Annotated in this window: 13 protein-coding genes, 1 tRNA gene and 3 pseudogenes; 8 read left to right on the top strand and 9 right to left on the bottom strand. The window is 36.1% G+C overall.

Features of this window, described 5'->3' with window-relative positions; genetic code table 11:
• Positions 1–57: 57 nt before the first annotated feature.
• The gene (locus tag AAGD50_RS04965; protein ID WP_341810020.1) at positions 58–1509 is read right to left on the bottom strand and encodes a cytoplasmic incompatibility factor CifA; all 1452 of its coding nucleotides are present in this window, start codon (positions 1507–1509) and stop codon (positions 58–60) included.
• Positions 1510–1646: 137 nt separating this feature from the next.
• On the opposite strand from AAGD50_RS04965, the pseudogene AAGD50_RS04960 reads away from it, so the two are divergent.
• Positions 1647–2409, top strand: a pseudogene (locus tag AAGD50_RS04960) (IS5 family transposase).
• 228 nt (positions 2410–2637) lie between these two features.
• Here the strand turns inward: AAGD50_RS04960 and AAGD50_RS04955 are convergent.
• The gene (locus AAGD50_RS04955; RefSeq protein WP_264724139.1) at positions 2638–3171 is read right to left on the bottom strand and encodes a pyrimidine dimer DNA glycosylase/endonuclease V; all 534 of its coding nucleotides are present in this window, start codon (positions 3169–3171) and stop codon (positions 2638–2640) included.
• A 20-nt stretch (positions 3172–3191) separates the two neighbouring features.
• Positions 3192–4100 carry an Rpn family recombination-promoting nuclease/putative transposase gene (locus AAGD50_RS04950; RefSeq protein ID WP_264724140.1) on the bottom strand — a complete coding sequence of 303 codons (909 nt, stop codon included), beginning with the start codon at positions 4098–4100 and terminating at the stop codon, positions 3192–3194.
• A 429-nt stretch (positions 4101–4529) separates the two neighbouring features.
• On the opposite strand from AAGD50_RS04950, the pseudogene rnhA reads away from it, so the two are divergent.
• The 4 genes and pseudogenes from rnhA to AAGD50_RS04930 all read left to right on the top strand — a co-directional run.
• Positions 4530–4964, top strand: a pseudogene (gene rnhA / locus AAGD50_RS04945) (ribonuclease HI); the annotation flags it as partial.
• Positions 4965–5134: 170 nt separating this feature from the next.
• Positions 5135–6145 carry a helix-turn-helix domain-containing protein gene (locus AAGD50_RS04940; protein ID WP_264724143.1) on the top strand — a complete coding sequence of 337 codons (1011 nt, stop codon included), beginning with the start codon at positions 5135–5137 and terminating at the stop codon, positions 6143–6145.
• 185 nt (positions 6146–6330) lie between these two features.
• Positions 6331–6996, top strand: coding sequence for a RadC family protein (locus AAGD50_RS04935; protein ID WP_341810019.1), 666 nt, complete (start codon positions 6331–6333; stop codon positions 6994–6996).
• Positions 6997–7361: 365 nt separating this feature from the next.
• Positions 7362–8264 (top strand): hypothetical protein, encoded by a 903-nt coding sequence (locus tag AAGD50_RS04930; RefSeq protein WP_264724144.1) that lies wholly within the window; start codon positions 7362–7364, stop codon positions 8262–8264.
• On the opposite strand, the pseudogene AAGD50_RS04925 reads toward AAGD50_RS04930, so the two are convergent.
• Positions 8246–9008 (bottom strand): annotated as a pseudogene (locus AAGD50_RS04925) (IS5 family transposase). The gene AAGD50_RS04930 and the pseudogene AAGD50_RS04925 overlap by 19 nt on opposite strands.
• A gap of 218 nt (positions 9009–9226) precedes the next feature.
• A complete protein-coding gene (odhB, locus tag AAGD50_RS04920) occupies positions 9227–10399 on the bottom strand; it encodes a 2-oxoglutarate dehydrogenase complex dihydrolipoyllysine-residue succinyltransferase (RefSeq protein WP_264723672.1) in 1173 nt (390 codons plus the stop codon).
• 874 nt (positions 10400–11273) lie between these two features.
• Here odhB and hemC point away from each other — a divergent pair.
• The 3 genes from hemC to AAGD50_RS04905 all read left to right on the top strand — a co-directional run bounded on the left by hemC (position 11274) and on the right by AAGD50_RS04905 (position 13318).
• The gene (gene hemC, locus AAGD50_RS04915; RefSeq protein WP_264724258.1) at positions 11274–12152 is read left to right on the top strand and encodes a hydroxymethylbilane synthase; all 879 of its coding nucleotides are present in this window, start codon (positions 11274–11276) and stop codon (positions 12150–12152) included.
• Entirely contained in the window at positions 12143–13030 is an 888-nt protein-coding gene (gene murB, locus AAGD50_RS04910) for a UDP-N-acetylmuramate dehydrogenase (protein ID WP_264723671.1), read from the top strand. The genes hemC and murB overlap by 10 nt, the downstream gene beginning before the upstream one ends.
• 96 nt (positions 13031–13126) lie before the next feature.
• Positions 13127–13318 carry a hypothetical protein gene (locus tag AAGD50_RS04905; RefSeq protein WP_070356842.1) on the top strand — a complete coding sequence of 64 codons (192 nt, stop codon included), beginning with the start codon at positions 13127–13129 and terminating at the stop codon, positions 13316–13318.
• A 114-nt stretch (positions 13319–13432) separates the two neighbouring features.
• Here AAGD50_RS04905 and AAGD50_RS04900 read toward each other — a convergent pair whose 3' ends face one another.
• The 4 genes from AAGD50_RS04900 to AAGD50_RS04885 form a co-directional block, all read right to left on the bottom strand.
• Positions 13433–14389, bottom strand: a complete 957-nt coding sequence (locus AAGD50_RS04900; RefSeq protein ID WP_341810018.1) for an Rpn family recombination-promoting nuclease/putative transposase — start codon at positions 14387–14389, stop codon at positions 13433–13435.
• A 266-nt stretch (positions 14390–14655) separates the two neighbouring features.
• Positions 14656–16476, bottom strand: coding sequence for a glutamine--fructose-6-phosphate transaminase (isomerizing) (gene glmS / locus AAGD50_RS04895; RefSeq protein WP_264723669.1), 1821 nt, complete (start codon positions 16474–16476; stop codon positions 14656–14658).
• A gap of 32 nt (positions 16477–16508) precedes the next feature.
• On the bottom strand, positions 16509–16955 hold the full coding sequence (gene yajC, locus AAGD50_RS04890; RefSeq protein WP_264723668.1) for a preprotein translocase subunit YajC: 447 nt from the start codon (positions 16953–16955) through the stop codon (positions 16509–16511).
• 137 nt (positions 16956–17092) lie between these two features.
• Positions 17093–17169, bottom strand: a tRNA-Asp gene (locus AAGD50_RS04885).
• Between the last annotated feature and the right edge of the window lie 141 nt (positions 17170–17310).

The raw sequence follows: 17310 nt of genomic DNA, 5'->3' as shown, positions 1-17310 counted from the left end.
TTTTCTTGTTCGACGCTCCTAATAAGTCCATCACCATTATTCATATAAGATACCCCTCTATTTTCTACGGCTAGAAACACCACTCACACTAGGAGCTTCAAACTTGGACTGCGGACCATCACCAGAACCATCAAGTGGCAAAGATGTTTTCTTACTACCATGAGCTTGAGATCGCGTCCGTAAATCATACCTAGGGCCATCACCTCCAGGAGGTAAAGTTGTTTTCTCTAACTCAGAAAACAATTCTTTCGCCAAATCATCGTAGTTTATACTTTCTTCCATTCCTTCCCTACCACATAATCTAAGGTTTTCTATCATGACTTCTTTAAAAAGTTCAAACTTTTCAGGGAAGCAATTCTTGGCAAATGACATTATATCTAATATTTCTTTTTTCTCTATTTCTTTTTCCCTATCAGACTCATGACTATCTTCTCGCTTCCAATTGACTATTAATCCTGCAAGCATACCACTTACATGAACTGTATAATTAGAAGTATTAACGGCAGCCTTCTTGTGTTTATAAAAGTGATCACATCCCCAAATCTTCATAATAACAGATCTAGCTTGAACACTTGACTCAGAATTTTTCAACATTACATCTGAGAGTGATGAAAGAAGAAGTTCATACTCTCGCTGTGAGAATATTTTGTCTGAATGGTCTCCTCCTGCTGAAACGCCTTTATAACACCAGCACTGTACCAAATCATGAACCGTATCAAAAAAACATGACTCTATTAATTCAGCAAGAAGGGAATATACTCCCTTATCTTTCTGCAGCAATTTCTGTAAAAGAGTATCTTTATCACCTATATTCCTTACACAAAAATCTAAAATAGGAGCATCTTTCTCAACAGATTGAACGCGAGACAGAGCAATAATAGCTTCTGTAAGTTTCTTTTCCTTATCTTCTTCTTTTAAATGATTATAAAAATACTCTACTCCTTCACTCCACTTAAGTTTTACAGCACTGTCAAAACCTTCTGACGCGTTACTTGGTTGCTTTAATCCCCCAGATTCTCTATCGATCCAGAAATCAAACACAGGACCTTTCCTCTTTATGCTATCTAGTAACGAGTTTCGTACGTATTTGCCAATTTCAGTTTCAGTTTTACCATCAAATGCACCAGGAGGAAAATTGTTCCTATAAGATTCAAATCTTTTTTGAAAGAGTGGATGAATTTTATCTACCACACAGTAACTACAAGCCATCTCATATTTGCGAAGTGGATTATCTATTCCACCTATTTTTTCTTCAGTAAACCTTTGACCTAAAGCAGCATTATCCAACCTTACACCTGACCAGCAACCTTCATCTTGGAATACATTGTGCAAAAACTTCAACTTATCACCCTTAAAGTATTTTATGTGCTCCATAAAGTTATCTTGAAGGACTCCCACCCATCTCTTGATAGCTGACTTCCTCCCGGCAGCAACTGCTGGATCTGGATGTTTAATAGCTTCCTGTAATTTTTTGGACATCGTAGCCCGAAGCTCTTTCTGTGTTGGCATTAACCCCTCCTATTAAGTATTTATATAAAAAAGGCATTGTACAGACATTAGAATGGATTGCAATATTAAAATTACTAGGTCTTGTCGACATAAAAAAAATAGTGATATAGAGTACTCTTTATTAATAGGTAAAGAGAATGCTATATGATTTAAAAGATGAGCAATGGGAGAGAATAAAAAACAGTCTGCCAGGTAAGGAAGGAGATAGAGGAAGAAGCGCAAAAGATAACAGGAGATTCGTAGCTGCAATAATGTGGATAGGTAGAACAGGAGCAACATGGAGAGCATTGCCGGCTGAGTATGGAAAATGGTCAAGTGTACATAAACGTTTTATAAGGTGGGCAAAATCTGGTGTTTGGCAGATGATTTTCAACACATTAGCTGTTAATGGAGACACAGAGTGGCTCATGATAGACTCAACAATAATCAGGGCACATCAACATGCTGCTGGTGCAAGAAAAAAATGTGGAAACTGGTAGACAAGAACAAGAGCTGGGACGGTGCAAAGGAGGATTTTCAAGCAAATTACACGCTGCTTGTGATGCTTTGGGCAACCCACTGAGATTCTTTGTTACTGCAGGGCAAAGATCGGATTACGTAAAAGCTTTAGACCTGATAGAAGGCAAGAACATGGAGGCACTTATTGCCGATAAAGGGTATGACGCAAATTATATGATTGAGGCTGCAGAAGCTGTAAATGCTGAGCCAGTAATCCCACCGCGTTCCAACAGAAAAACACCAAGAGAATATGACAAAGAATTGTATAAAGAGAGAAACTTAATCGAAAGGATGTTCAACAAAATCAAGCACTTCCGCAGAGTTGCTACACGCTACGACAAATTGGCCATAGCTTTTCTGTCTTTTGTTCACATTGCTGGCATTTATCTTTGGTTAAAATAAATGTCGACACTGCCTAGAATAGAGGGTTTAATAAAAAAAACGTTATGGCTAAAACTTCTTTTCTTGAATTTTCTCAATATAATCAACAGAAAACCCTGTTATTTCAGCAATAACATCAATAGAAACACCCGCCTTGAGTGAATTTTTAGCCACAGCTATTTTAGCCTGTTTTTCGCCCTCTTCCCTGCTTTTTTCATGTCCGATTTGGATGGCTTCTTTATTTATGAGCTATATTAGCTGTGGTATTGTGTAGCAGATTATCCAACCTGGTGCTTCTCTACCTTTTTCCCACTTAGCAAATCTCATCTTTTCCTTGAGATAATATCTCCTATAAGCTTCCACAGCACTGCTGCATTTATACTGATCCGGCAGTGCTTGTATAAAAGCTTGCATATCAGTTGATCGAAAAATGAGTAAATCCTTATTACTATCACACCAATTTATTACTTCCTCTGATTTATGCTTCCTTTTGTATCGCTGTGTATACTCTTTACACAATTCTTTTCCATACTCTATCAACCAACAAAAGTTTCCTTTCGATTGCCTAGCCCATAAAGAGCAAGGATGGTTTTTGTGAGTAAGTTTATATGGAACTTCTATATTTTGGTTTGTGATACTGACAAAAGGATTTGGCGCTTTTAATGCGATTGAAAAAACACTACTAAGTAATTGAGCAGTTTCTAATGGCATTTTCACTATGTGCTTATCGCATAACATTCGTGCTGCAATTACTGGGTTTTCATCTAGTACAAAGATGTTCATCTAGGTGTCAAAAAATAAAATCAGATTAAGTCTTTGACTTCGTTAACTGTAAGACCAGTAGTTTGAGCTATAATATCAATAGAAACACCTGCTTTTAGTAGATTCTTTGCGACCTCAATTTTCTCTGCTTTTCTGCCTTTTTCATGTCCGATAAGGATGCCTTCCTCTCTACCTTCTTCTTTACCTTCCTCTCTAGCATCATCAAGTTTTTGAGCGAGGACAGCCTGTTCATCAAGAATACGTTTTATTTCCTGTTCATAGGCAATAAATTCTTTTTCTGACCAGTTGAATCTATTTAGCTCTTCATAGGCCTTTTTAATTATTACATCACTACCTATTATTTTTTCCAGCTCTTCTTCACTAGTTTCGTCTGCATATCGAAAAAAATAAACCCATTTTTCAACTATATTTGAAAGCTGATCCTCTTTGGTTTTTGGAAATTTTGGCAATTCAATAAATATGAAGTAAAAATCTTTTAGATCGTGTTCATTAGTATCTTCATCCCGAATAGTATGCTTTAATTTATACTCAGACTTGTCCGGAAACAGGATACAATCTGCTATAGCAATAAAGATAATTTCCTTAAGGTCTTGGTATTGATCACCTTTATCAGCTTGTCTTGAATAAGCTTTAGCAGCATAGTATTGAGCACGTTTTTCAAATCCTTTAGTTTTAGCAACTTGCATCTCGACGATCACTTGCATCCCATTTTCATCTCTACAGAGAACATCAACAATACTTTGCTTTTTAGCGGCGATATCAGGGTCTTGAATAGTACTTAGAAACTCTATATCCTTTATTTGGTTTTTACCAGTGAAGCCAATGATGTCATTGAGGAAGTGAATAAGTATATCCTTATTTTTTTCAGTACCAAATATTTTTTTGAACGCGACATCATTTCGTACGTCAAGGAACTTAGAAAGAGCCATAGCAAGAGTACCTAAAAAGCATTAATAATTATACACAATTCTGAAGAAATATTCAACTCTTTTATGCTGAGGTCTATTAAAGTGGTAAATTTAGCTGAATTTCAAGAGTTGGCAAAAAACTACCTTCATAGATGGCCCTAGAATGCTACTATGCACCTTAGACGTCCCTTTATACATCTTTTAATCAACCCTTCTGTAAAGCGCCTTAAAAGACCGGCAAATGGATACCATGAATTTGGAGCTGTAGGAGACATCAAAGATACGCTTTTTGGTGTGGGAGCCTAATAAAAATACGAGCGTAAAAACTCAATTACGATTTACCTAACATCGTGAGGACAGGTTTCCCACACCTTTACATGATAAAGATCTTGAAACTTAATGTCAATATTTTCAGTAGCAAATTGTAAGTTAAAAATATATCCTGTTAGCATGGGCGAAAAAAAGAAGGTTACAATATATACGGATGGAGCGTGTTCTGGAAACCCTGGTCCAGGAGGCTGGGCTGCTGTAGTTATGTATGAAAATAAAAGTGTCTTTATCAAGAAACGTATTTCTGGAGGTGAAGAAAACACAACGAACAACAAGATGGAATTAAAGGCTGTAATTAACGGGCTAAAGATGTTAAAAATTTCTTGTGAGGTTATTTTACATACAGATAGTCTCTATGTTAAACAGGGTATAACAGAATGGATCAGCAAGTGGAAGGCAAATGATTGGAGAACAGCAACTAAAAAACCAGTAAAAAACATGGAATTATGGAAAGAGCTAGATGAAGTTGCCTTACAGCATGACGTTAATTGGAAGTGGGTTAGAGCTCACAATGGTAATACGTATAACGAGGAGGCGGATAGACTGGCTAGAAAAGAAACTAAAAAGCTGAAATACAGAAGTTATGAGATTGAGAAACCATCAAGAAGAAACTCTAAATCTGCTGCAGCAAGTAGGATGAAGCCATCGTCCAAAGCAAATGAAAATTAAGGTCTTTATTCAGAGTGTTTATGATTAGGTATATATGTTTGTTTATGTGAAAAAGAGTGACCGCTAGTAACATTAATAGTAGCCGTATAAAGCATACTAACGCTACAAGATATAAAATAGCGCAAAAGATAAGAAGCTGGAGGCTAAAGCGAGGATATACCCTAAAAGATCTAGCAGACAAAACAGGTATAAACTATCATACGCTGCGAAGATATGAACAAGGGATATGTGGCATTCCAGATGAAGAATTACAAGTTATAGCAGATGCATTATCAGTTAGTTTGAGTGATCTACTTCCTAGACAAAAAGTACTCAAAGAAAACAGTTGTTTTGATAAAAGTAAGATCCAATGGATGTACGATTTCATAGGAAAATACACAAAAACAAGGGGGCGAGAATCACGTAAAGCGATTTATGCATTAACCAAATCTATTCGAGCTGAAGAGGAAAATGATGTAAAAGCAGCGAGAATAAGAATGGCAAAGAATATGCTAAAGGCAGGATTTGCTACTGATATAATCTACCGAGCAACAGGTTTATCAGCTGATGAATATGATAATAAAGAGGAAAAAGGTTCTAAGCGTCGAAGCAAAAGACAAGAGATGAAAAAGTGGAGAATAATACAAGGGTGTACGCAAGAGGAATTAGCAAAAGAGCTTGGTGTAGGAGGTCCACAGGTACATTACTATGAACAAGGGAGCACCATGTTCGGTGAAAGGTTATGGGAAATAGCGAGAAAATTGTCAGTGGATGCTAAGGATCTGGTGCTTAAATCAACGGAAGAAGACTGCTGTGAAGACGAAGATGGTGAAGGAGAAAAAGAACTATTAAGCTGGGCGAGAGAGTTACAAAAAATTAACAATCAAGAATCACAAGATGAACTGGATGTATGGGTAGAATTTTTATCCCAAAGAAAGCAGATTTACAAAGAAAAGATTGATAAAGCAGAGGGGATCAAAGTTGCAAATAACCTACTTATATTAGGTGTTTCTGTTGACGCCATTTCCCAAACAATAGGTATACCTGCTGAAGCAATAGATTTATATCACCTTAAAATACGAGTCTAAAAACGACATTGTTTAAAGAAATCAGCAATTATTAATATCTTTTATATTTCCATAAAAAAAATAAACAAAAAAAAATTGAAAAATTGATTTGACTTCGCCCGAAAGCTATGGCCTTATGCCAATACTGCTAAAAAAATAGCAGTAAACATTTAAAAATAATTTATTATTAGTGAAGGATATATTATATGAATAATAAGAATAAAAGTAAAGATCGTAGAAAAGAAATAGAATTTAGAGCATTGAACAGTGGAGGTAAAGCTCTACCTGATGATGAAATAATGGAAACGCTTCTAAGTTCAGTACATCAAGCTCAAGCTATTACTAAAAATCTAGTGAATACTTGTACAGGAATAGGAGGCATTCTAGGTCGGGAAATAGATGAACTGCAAATGATAAGAGGAGTAACTAAACCTGCAGTTGTAGTGATTACATGTGTTAAGGAAGCTAACAAGAGGGCACTAAGAGAAGGGTTAAAGAGAGGACCGGTAATGGGTAACGAAAAGCTCATAGAATATATAAGGGTAAGTATAGGCCTCTCAGCGAGAGAAGCTGTCCAGATAATATATTTGGATACACAGCGCCGTTTTATAGACGACGACGTGCATTTTGGTACAATAGATGAAGTGCATCTATATGAAAGGGAAGTGGTAGAAAATGCAATCGGAAGGAAGGCAGCATCAATAATATTAGCTCACAACCACCCTGGAGGAAGTTTAGAGCCATCAGAAGAGGATAAAAATATGACAATGGAATTGGCATCTGCGTGTCAATCGGTGAACATTGAGCTGTTAGATCATATTCTGGTAACAGACAAAGGCCATCTCAGCTTTAAGAAAAACGACCTGTTATAAAGGTATGGGAATGCCAAATTTTTCAGGTTTGGGAAGTTTGGCTACCACTGCTAGTGGCAAACAATACGAAATATGAATAATAAATATAAAAATCAAGTAGCAAAGCTATGCGTGCTTTAAGGAAAGCATATTTCTATAGCTGAGATTTGGAAAAAGACATCACAAAAGTTGCAAAATATACAAGATCTTTGTATAGCTTGTATATTAAGTTACAATAAAGGAATAAAAGCCTGAATAGATCTGTTCTTTTATTATAAATAGTTGCAAACTATACAAGATCTTTCTATAATTTGTATATTAAGTTAATAGTAAAGCAATAAATTGCGCTATAGACTTAGATAATATGCTTAATATAGGAGGCTTATATGACTACTAAAAAAACAGTATCATTTGATGATATAGATGGAAATACTTATGAATTAATCATTGATTCTAAAAAGTTACCAAATGGACTATCTAGTGCTATTGAAGGTATAAGGCGTACTGGCAAGAAAAACCAGAGGTCTAACTTTACAAACGAAACAGGTAATAAGAACGATCTTAGCAGATTACCGGAAATATTTGATGCCATGGATCGTACTAGTAACTGGTGGCCTGTCTTTGCAGGCGATAAGAAGACTCAGAAGCCTGAAAGTGTGCCTTCCCCTAGAGATCTCGTAATCAACTTTGGAGAAGGACGTGAATTTTATAACACAAAATCTTCAAATCGTCAAAGTTCAAATCCATTTATTCCAGCTTTAAACAAGATAGAGCCGAGTGCAATTGAAAATGCAGAATTGATATGGTTTAAAAATGCAGTGGTAAAGGTAAAAAGTGTAAGTGAACTGAACAAAGTTGTAGATCAAGCACTACATGCTGGAATCAGGATAAACGCATATAGTGAAGGACAGACGAGTTTTGCTGATGCAGTAATATTGAAAATGCTTTCGATCCCATGCAAAGAAAATGAGAAGGAAGATATAATATGTGAATTGATGCTAAGTGGAGCAATGTTCAGTTACGATCTATTGCAGGATAAGCGAATAAGTGAAGTTCATAACAAGCTGTATCAAGAGGTTCGTCCACAGATAGATAAATGGCTTAAAGAACTGAGAGAAGTCGGTGAAAGTGCTATTGAAAATGAAGGGATCGTAGAAGATGTCGGAATAGATAACAAAACATTTTTTATGAAATTTTCTGAGAATAGCAAAGTAAATGTTGCAAGAGTATTGGAAGGTACAAAAAATTTAGGTCTAGGCAGTGTCGACATTTATTTTAACCAAAGATAAATGCCAGCAATGTGAACAAAAGACAGAAAAGCTATGGCCAATTTGTCGTAGCGTGTAGCAACTCTGCGGAAGTGCTTGATTTTGTTGAACATCCTTTCGATTAAGTTTCTCTCTTTATACAATTCTTTGTCATATTCTCTTGGTGTTTTTCTGTTGGAACGCGGTGGGATTACTGGCTCAGCATTTACAGCTTCTGCAGCCTCAATCATATAATTTGCGTCATACCCTTTATCGGCAATAAGTGCCTCCATGTTCTTGCCTTCTATCAGGTCTAAAGCTTTTACGTAATCCGATCTTTGCCCTGCAGTAACAAAGAATCTCAGTGGGTTGCCCAAAGCATCACAAGCAGCGTGTAATTTGCTTGAAAATCCTCCTTTGCACCGTCCCAGCTCTTGTTCTTGTCTACCAGTTTCCACATTTTTTTCTTGCACCAGCAGCATGTTGATGTGCCCTGATTATTGTTGAGTCTATCATGAGCCACTCTGTGTCTCCATTAACAGCTAATGTGTTGAAAATCATCTGCCAAACACCAGATTTTGCCCACCTTATAAAACGTTTATGTACACTTGACCATTTTCCATACTCAGCCGGCAATGCTCTCCATGTTGCTCCTGTTCTACCTATCCACATTATTGCAGCTACGAATCTCCTGTTATCTTTTGCGCTTCTTCCTCTATCTCCTTCCTTACCTGGCAGACTGTTTTTTATTCTCTCCCATTGCTCATCTTTTAAATCATATAGCATTCTCTTTACCTATTAATAAAGAGTACTCTATATCACTATTTTTTTATGTCGACAAGACCTAGGTAACCATAAGAAACAAAAGGAGTTGTTTGCACGGGCTTCATCCATCTTTAAGAAACATTATGGCCCTGATCATCCGGAAGTTGCTAAACTGCTGGCAGAGCTAGATGATATTTAGGCTTTTAGCAACACTAGATTAATAATCACTTATTTTATAATCACACTTCCAAAACTAACCTGTTTGGATCTTCTATATAATTTTTTATTTTAACGAGGAAAGTTACTGCTCCTTTGCCGTCAACTATTCTGTGATCGTAAGAGAGAGCAATGTACATCATAGGTCTGATTTCTACTGCATTACCAACAGCAACTGGCCTGTTTTGTATTGAATGCATTCCAAGTATTCCAGATTGCGGAGGGTTTATTATCGGAGTGGAAAGAAGTGAACCGTATACTCCACCGTTTGAGATGGTAAATGTTGCACCTTCCATTTCTGATACTTGTAATTTACCCTCACGAGCTTTTTTGCCAAGAGCAACTAAAGTCAACTCAATTTCTGCAAATGACATCTGATCGGCACCCCGAATAACTGGTACAACAAGACCTTTATCGGTGCCAACAGCAACACCTACGTCATAGTAATGTTTATATATGATTTCATCGCCTGAGATTTCAGCGTTAATTTCAGCAATTTCTTTCAATGCTTGCACCGCTGCCTTTATAAAAAACGACATAAAACCAAGTTTTATTCCATATTTTTTTTCAAAGGCGTCCTTATATTTTGCTCTTAGATCCATGACATTCTTCATGTCAATTTCATTGAACGTGGTCAGTATTGCAGCAGTATTTTGCGATGCTTTCAAACGAGCGGCAATTACTTGCCTTATTTTGCTCATTTTTACTCGTTCCTCTCTTTGCTCTCCATTTACTACACTTTTTGGCAATTCATATTGTTTTATTGCAGGTTGTTCAGCTTTGTTCATATGGCCTATCACATCTGCTTTTGTTATTCTGCCTCCCATGCCAGTTCCTTTGACGCTTTCTGCACTGATTGCATTTTCTTCCATAATTTTACGAGCTGATGGAGCATCTTTTTTAGCAGCACTTTCGCTTTTATCTTCTTTTCTCGCTTCCTCTTTTACTTCTCCCATGGAAAGCTTCGCTAACAATTGATCAGGACTTATTACATCATCTTCCTTTACAAGAAATTCAGTTATTTGCCCCGAAGCTTCTGCAGTTAATTCGAGTGCTGTTTTGTCAGTTTCAATTTCAAAGATCAAGTCATCTACTTTTACTGCTTCTCCAATACCCTTCTTTATTTTTACTATACCTTCTGTAACTGATTCACCACCAAGAGTTTTTGGTGCTCTGATTTCTATAATTTTGCTCATAAAACAACTTCCGTATAAAACTTTCTATAGATTTATACATGAAAAGAGACATGTAATAAACTAATAAATTCATTGAGGCTCTTATCATTTAGAAGTGGACAACAACTCCCAAATGTCATTCCAGCGTGTGACACTAAGTCATAAAAATTCCTTGACAAGCCTCGCCAGCTCCCTTATCATGAAAACGAAGCTATTTATTTATCTTCTCTGTACAGATTAAATGACAAAAAAACTCAACGTATCTGGCGTCTCATGTTTAATTTTTTGCACTATGTGCACTCTATGTCTTTATCAAATTTCTAGGTTTTTACCTACACAAGCTGAAATACGCTTATAAAGCATTTAAAACATTAAAAAACGCCAACTTAAAAGATGGATAGTGAATAACTAGCTACCCTAGGGTTTCTTTTGCCTTTTTTTCTGTTTAGTAAATTTCTTAATGTTTATAATTTAGATTAGTTGCAGCTTAAAAGCAGCTGAGTCGTGGTTATTAGACGTTTAGAATAAAAAAACGCCATACTTGAAAGTATAATGTAAGTAACTAGCCAACCACGGGGCTTCTTTTGCCTTTTTTTTCGTTTGGTAAATTTTTTAATATTTATAGCTAAACGACAACCGTCATCCCGCTGCTTGTTAGCGGGATCTAGAGATACCGTGACGGTATGACGGTTCGCGGTGGTATGACGATAAGGTTTATACCTTGTCATGCAAGTACTAGAATCCAGTAAGCTTATTTATGCATATAAAAGGTTATTATTTTGTAAAGTCAAAGTTGCTTTTGGTTTTAAGTTAAAGTACAATAAATGCAAAGGTTTATATAAACTGGATCCAAGTAGTTAGCTACTTGAATGACATCAGACAAACAATCGTACACATGCTAGTCAAAATAGGCACCAGAGGAAGCAAGCTTGCAGTTGCCCAGGCTTTGGAAGCAAAACAAAAGTTGCTGGACTCTTTTCCTAACTTATCTATTGAAATTGTTAAGATAAAAACTTCTGGAGATAAGTATGCAAACGCAAATCTTGCTGAAATAGGAGGTAAAGGATTATTCATCAAAGAAATTGAGGCTGAATTGCTCGAAAATAATATAGACATGGCAGTTCATTCGCTAAAGGATATGCCTGCGTTTTTCTCAGGGGGTTTAACAATTCCTTGTGTTTTAGAAAGGCTAAGTCCATGCGATGCGTTTATTTCTCATAAACACAATAGCCTTGAGTCTTTGCCACAGCAGGCTACTATTGCCACTTCTTCAATAAGAAGAAAAGTTCAGTTGTTAAATGTTAGACCAGATTTAAATATAGTACCGCTACGTGGAAATGTAACAACTAGATTGCAAAATCAAAGTTTTGATGGAATAATTTTAGCTGAAGCAGGACTCATAAGATTAGAAAAACATCACTTAATTACAGAGGTATTACCACCAAAAGTTATGTTAAGTGCAGTGGGACAGGGAGCGATTTGTATTCAATGTAGAAGGAATGATGTAAAAATTATCGATCTTTTAGAGAAAATTAATAATAATATGTCTTTTATAGGAGTGAAATCAGAGCGCAGTTTTATGAAGACAGTGAATGGTTCATGTTTTACACCACTTGCAGCTTTGGCTGAATATGTGAGCGAAAATATGCTACACCTTCGTTGTATGTTAGCAAGTGGAAAAAATATATACTTCACTGAGCGCACTTCATTTATAGAAGATGCGGAGAAAATGGGTATGGATGCAGGATTAGAGTTGAAATCAAAATGCTTATAAGCTTACCTAAAGTACGTGGAATCTATCGTTATGATGTCTTAATGTCTAAAGCGACGTGGTTAAATGTTGGTGGACGAGCTGATGTATTATTTAAACCATGTGATATTGAAGATTTAACATACTTGATTAAAAATACTGAACTGCCAGTTAGCGTTATTGGTGCAACATCCAACATAATAGTGCGAGATAGTGGCATTCGAGGAATAACAGTAAAATTAGGTAAGGAGTTTGCATATATTAAAAGTAAGGGTAACAACTCTATTGTAGCTGGGGGAGCTGTGCTGCTCAGCAACCTTGCTCACTTTGCGGGAAATCAGCAGATTAGTGGGTTGGAGTTTCTAGTTGGAATTCCAGGAACAGTTGGTGGCGGAATAGAAATGAATGCAGGTGCATATGGTAGTGATATCGCAAGTGTTGTACAATCCATAAAAGCAGTGAATCTAGAGGATGGAAACCTATATGAGTTCTCCAGCGAAGAAATGGGGTATTTTTACCGTGGACATAGCCTAAAAGGAAATTGGATTTTTATTGAAGCTGAGTTTAAAGGAGTAAACTCAGAGTATGAGCTTATACTGCAAAGGTTAAAGGAAGTTATTGAGAGGAAAAATAAAAGCCAGCCAATAAGAGGAAAAACTGCTGGGTGCATATTCAAAAATCCAAAAAACTACCGAGCATGGGAGTTAATTGATAAATCTGGCTGCCTAGGGTTAAATATTGGTGGAGCTAGAATCTCTAAGAAACATTGTAACTTCTTGCTCAATTACGATAATGCAACTGCATCTGACTTGGAAAACCTTGGCAACAAAGTAAAAGATGCAGTAAAGGATAAATTTAATGTTGAACTTGAGTGGGAAATAAGGGTTTTGGGTAGCTATTAGATAGTTTTTATAGCTTATGTATATTCGTTCAGGAGAACGGCAAATAAGGTAAACAAGTAATCTAAAAAAATAATCATAGAGAAACCGTGAGGTAATGTGGTTAATCTTGTAGAACTTTGCAAGAATCTAGAGAGAAAAATAGCAAAGTTATACCAATTCTCATTATTAGTGAATCAAATAAGCGATATTGTAGAGTTATTTAATTGTGGAGTGAGAAAGAAAGGCAATAGTATGGCTTTTTTTCCATTGTTATCTATCCGTTTATTGTGCAGTGGGAATTGGTATTAGCTGAACGGACACTATTGTTATACTATATCTTATATACAATTGTGCAATATGGACAATGGCAACAAATTTACTAGCGAAATTCAGTGATTTATGATTGATAATTAAAGTTCTTAATTAGTAACCGTTCACACTTAATTCTTCAATCTCACTAATAGAAAGGCCAGTAAATTTGACAATAGTGTTGACATCAACATTGTTAGCCAGCATTGCTTTTGCGACTTCGATTTTTCCTTCGATTTTTCCTTCGATTTTTCCTTCCTCTTTACCGATTTTGATGCCTCTTTCTTCGCCAATTTGGATGCCTCTTTCTTCGCCAATTTGGATGCCTTTTTCAGTAGCAAGGTCAAGTCTGTATTCAAGAATGGCTTCTTCTTTGCGTAGATCCATTATTCTTTCTTCATAAGCTACTAAATCTTTTTCATTCCAGCTAAACCTGTCTAATTCATCGTAGGCTAACTTTATTATTGGTGCTTTTTCTGCTATTTTCCTTAAGTCTTCTTCCGTAGTTTCATCTGCATATTTGAAGAAAAATAACCAACGATCCACTATGCTTTCTAGCTGTTCTTCCTTATTCTTAGGAAATTTAGGTAGTTCAATAAATACAAATTGAAAATCTTTTAAGTCATGCTCATTGGTTTTCTCATCTCTTATAGTGTGGCTGGATATATAATCAAGCTTATCAGGAAATAAATTACAATTAGAGATAGCAATAAAGAAAACCTTCTTTAAATCAATGTACTTACCAGATTTATCAGCTTGCCTTGAGTAAGCCTTAGCAGCATATAATTGAGCTCGTTTTTCGAAGCCTTTATCGCGAGTAAGCTGCATTTCAATCACATACCTGGCCCCACTAGAATCCCTGCAAAGAACATCAACTATACTTTGTTTATCAGATGCAATTTCAGGATCCATTATAGTACTGAGGAATTCCGCTTCTTGTATAGTATTTATCTCGGTAAACCCTAAAATATCATTCAAAAAATGTATGAGAATATTCTTATTTTTTTCAGTGCCAAATATTTTTTTGAAGGTCAAATCCAGCTTAGGGTCGAGAAACTTAGATAAAGCCATAGCCAAAGTGCTTAAAAATATTAATAATTATACACTATTATTAACAATTATTCAACCATATTTTTGAAGATAGCTATGCCGCCGCGGCGCTAACAGGTAGCGGAATGACGAATTACTTAACCGTCATACCGCGATTCATTCGCGGTATCTCGGCATAGATTCCGCTAATTAGTAGCGGAATGACGATTGTGTATCGTGTTTTGCTAAAAATCACAGAATGCAGTCTGGTTACCTTAATTAGAAGTTTAGCTTTAACTTTAAATGGACTACTCAACCGTGACAGACTTAGCTAAATTTCTTGGACAATCTGCATCTAACCCTTTTTTTGCTGCAGTAAAGTAAGCAAGGAATTGCATAGCAACACTGTAGATGATTGGAGAGATAAAATTATCAGTGTCTGGAAGTTGCACCACATCTGCGCAAACTCCCCTTAGGAATGGCGCTCCTTGTTTATCACTGAAGGCAATTACTTTGCCTTTTCTTGCAATAATCTCTTGTATATTAGATAGCGTTTTAAAGAATAAATCATCATAAGGGATAATTGCTATAACAAGCACAGTAGAGTCTATTAAAGCAATAGAACCATGCTTCATTTCTCCCGCTGCAATACCAATGGTATTGATGTATGAAAGCTCTTTTATTTTCAATGCGCCTTCCATTGCAACTCCGTATGAACTTCCTCTGCCGATTAAAATAACGTTATTGTGTTCTAATATACTGCCCGATATATGTTGTATTTTTATCACATTCAAAACGTGCTCAACATACTCGGGAATAGAATTGATAGCACTGCTTAGCTGTTTTATTCTCTCTCCACCCAGTATACCTTTTATTTTTCCAAGCTCCACGGCAAAGCATGCTAAAGTTGCAAGTTGCGCAGAAAAGGTTTTTGTTGAAGCAACACCAATTTCTTGCCCAGCAAGAGTATGTAACACAATATCTGAGATCTTTTCAATGCTGCTGCTAAATGTATTAGTTATACTTATGATTGTTTGCTTCTGTGATTTCGCATAACGCAGCGCTTCTATGGTATCTGCAGTTTCGCCAGATTGAGAGATAAATAACCCAATGCTGCCTTCTTCCAGCTTGACGTTGCTATACCTAAATTCTGATGAGGTTTCTAGATATACTCGAACTTGAGCGACATTTTCCAGCCAATACTTTGCTATTAGCCCAGCAAAATAAGATGACCCGCATCCAACTATAGTAATGTAACTCAGCTCAGAAAACAATTTTTTGTTAGCAAATATTACCTCTTTATATTGCTTGTAAAATTGATTTATTGTTTTGTTTAATGCACGCGGTTGCTCAAAAATCTCCTTTAGCATGAAGCTAGGGTAACCATTTTTGCTAATTAGAAAATCACTTGGACTACTATTTTCTATACTGCGTTTAACTTGTGTACCATTGTTGTATATACTAACTCCACTAGATTTTATCACTGCAATGTCATCATCTTCCAAATGCGATATTCTTTCCACAAATGCACTTAAAGCATTAGAGTCAGATGCAGCAAACACTGTGTTACAGTTATAGCCTATTGCTAAAGGCAAATTTCTCTTCGCAACAAATAAGGCGTCTGGATATTCTGCAAATAATAAGACCAAGGCAAATGAGCCGTGTAGGTTGTTTAAACACTTAAATAGAGAATCAACTGGCGACAATCCTTCATCGAGATATAAGGTTAGCATGTTTGGTATGATCTCTGTGTCAGTGTCAGTATGGAATGACATGCCCCTTTCTTCTAGACCCTTTTTTAGCAGATTGTAATTCTCAATTATGCCGTTATGAGCAACAACAACATTATTTGTACGAATGGGATGAGCATTTTTAAGGCCTGGAACTCCATGTGTAGCCCAGCGAGTATGTGCTATACCAACTGTACTGTGAGACATCTTGCTGTCATCAACAACTTCACATAACCTTTCGACTTTACCTTCTGATTTTTTGACTTCTATCTTACCTTCGTTATTTATGATTGCTATACCTGAGGAATCATATCCCCTATATTCCAATTTTTGTAACCCAGTTAGTAAGGTTGGTATTACTGAATCACCACTACTTACTACACCAAATATTCCGCACACAAATGGATCACCAAATGAACTTTCTTTTAAAGTTATGTAGCATTTTTGCCTTTATCATCTTTTCCCTTTTTACTTTCCTCTGGTGGTTGATTTTTATTCTTTTTATCATTCTTTTCGATTTTGCCTTTTTCAATTGGTTTAGCTGCTACTTTTTGAGTTTCTTTGCTTAAAACCTCAGATATAGCAGACTTTAGGATTTTCACCTCAACTTTTGGTGCTATTTCTATTATAAATTGTGCATTTGCCTCATCAACTTTATTAACTTCACCTATTATTCCACCAGAAGTAATGACTGTATCACCACGTTTTATTTGATCTATCATCTTTCTATGTTCTTTTAGTTTTTTTTGTTGCGGGCGAATAATGAGAAAATAAAATACCACAAATATTAAAATCAATGGAGTAAAACTAGCAAAAGATGCGCCGATACTTGATGTATTGCTAGTTGCATCTGCTGCAAAAACTTCAGAAATGAGCATATTTAATCCTAATTGTTAATGATAAAAACAAACCTATTTAAGTATTAATTACAATACCATGCCATGTCAAGTTTGGTGAAGGCGTTTCTCAATACCGGCAATAATACTGCGAATTCTAAGTTATGCTAAAACTAATATGGCGGGAGTGATGAGACTTGAACTCACGACCTCATGCGTGACAGGCATGCGCTCTAACCAACTGAGCTACACCCCCCTAATTTCTTTTTAGCGTTTTCGGGCTTCAACTTTAAAGCTAATAAACATGTTGCCCTTTGTCAATATTTTTTGTTTGCGCTTTGCTGTCTTTTCTATTACTATGTAAATAATTTAATTTCACACATGGTTTGTACAAGTA

Source organism: Wolbachia endosymbiont (group A) of Apotomis capreana (genome assembly GCF_964027025.1).
GTDB lineage: Bacteria > Pseudomonadota > Alphaproteobacteria > Rickettsiales > Anaplasmataceae > Wolbachia > Wolbachia pipientis.
Note: the sequence above shows the minus strand (reverse complement) of the source record. Positions and strands in the feature narration are given on the sequence as shown.

Bases quoted from the DNA above. Each gene is read 5' to 3' on its own strand.
- AAGD50_RS04965 (WP_341810020.1), bottom strand. From the start codon at position 1,509: ATGCCAACACAGAAAGAGCTTCGGGCTACGATGTCCAAAAAATTACAG.
- AAGD50_RS04955 (WP_264724139.1), bottom strand. From the start codon at position 3,171: ATGAACATCTTTGTACTAGATGAAAACCCAGTAATTGCAGCACGAATG.
- AAGD50_RS04950 (WP_264724140.1), bottom strand. From the start codon at position 4,100: ATGGCTCTTTCTAAGTTCCTTGACGTACGAAATGATGTCGCGTTCAAA.
- AAGD50_RS04935 (WP_341810019.1), top strand. From the start codon at position 6,331: ATGAATAATAAGAATAAAAGTAAAGATCGTAGAAAAGAAATAGAATTT.
- AAGD50_RS04930 (WP_264724144.1), top strand. From the start codon at position 7,362: ATGACTACTAAAAAAACAGTATCATTTGATGATATAGATGGAAATACT.
- odhB (WP_264723672.1), bottom strand. From the start codon at position 10,399: ATGAGCAAAATTATAGAAATCAGAGCACCAAAAACTCTTGGTGGTGAA.
- hemC (WP_264724258.1), top strand. From the start codon at position 11,274: ATGCTAGTCAAAATAGGCACCAGAGGAAGCAAGCTTGCAGTTGCCCAG.
- murB (WP_264723671.1), top strand. From the start codon at position 12,143: ATGCTTATAAGCTTACCTAAAGTACGTGGAATCTATCGTTATGATGTC.
- AAGD50_RS04900 (WP_341810018.1), bottom strand. From the start codon at position 14,389: ATGGCTTTATCTAAGTTTCTCGACCCTAAGCTGGATTTGACCTTCAAA.
- yajC (WP_264723668.1), bottom strand. From the start codon at position 16,955: ATGCTCATTTCTGAAGTTTTTGCAGCAGATGCAACTAGCAATACATCA.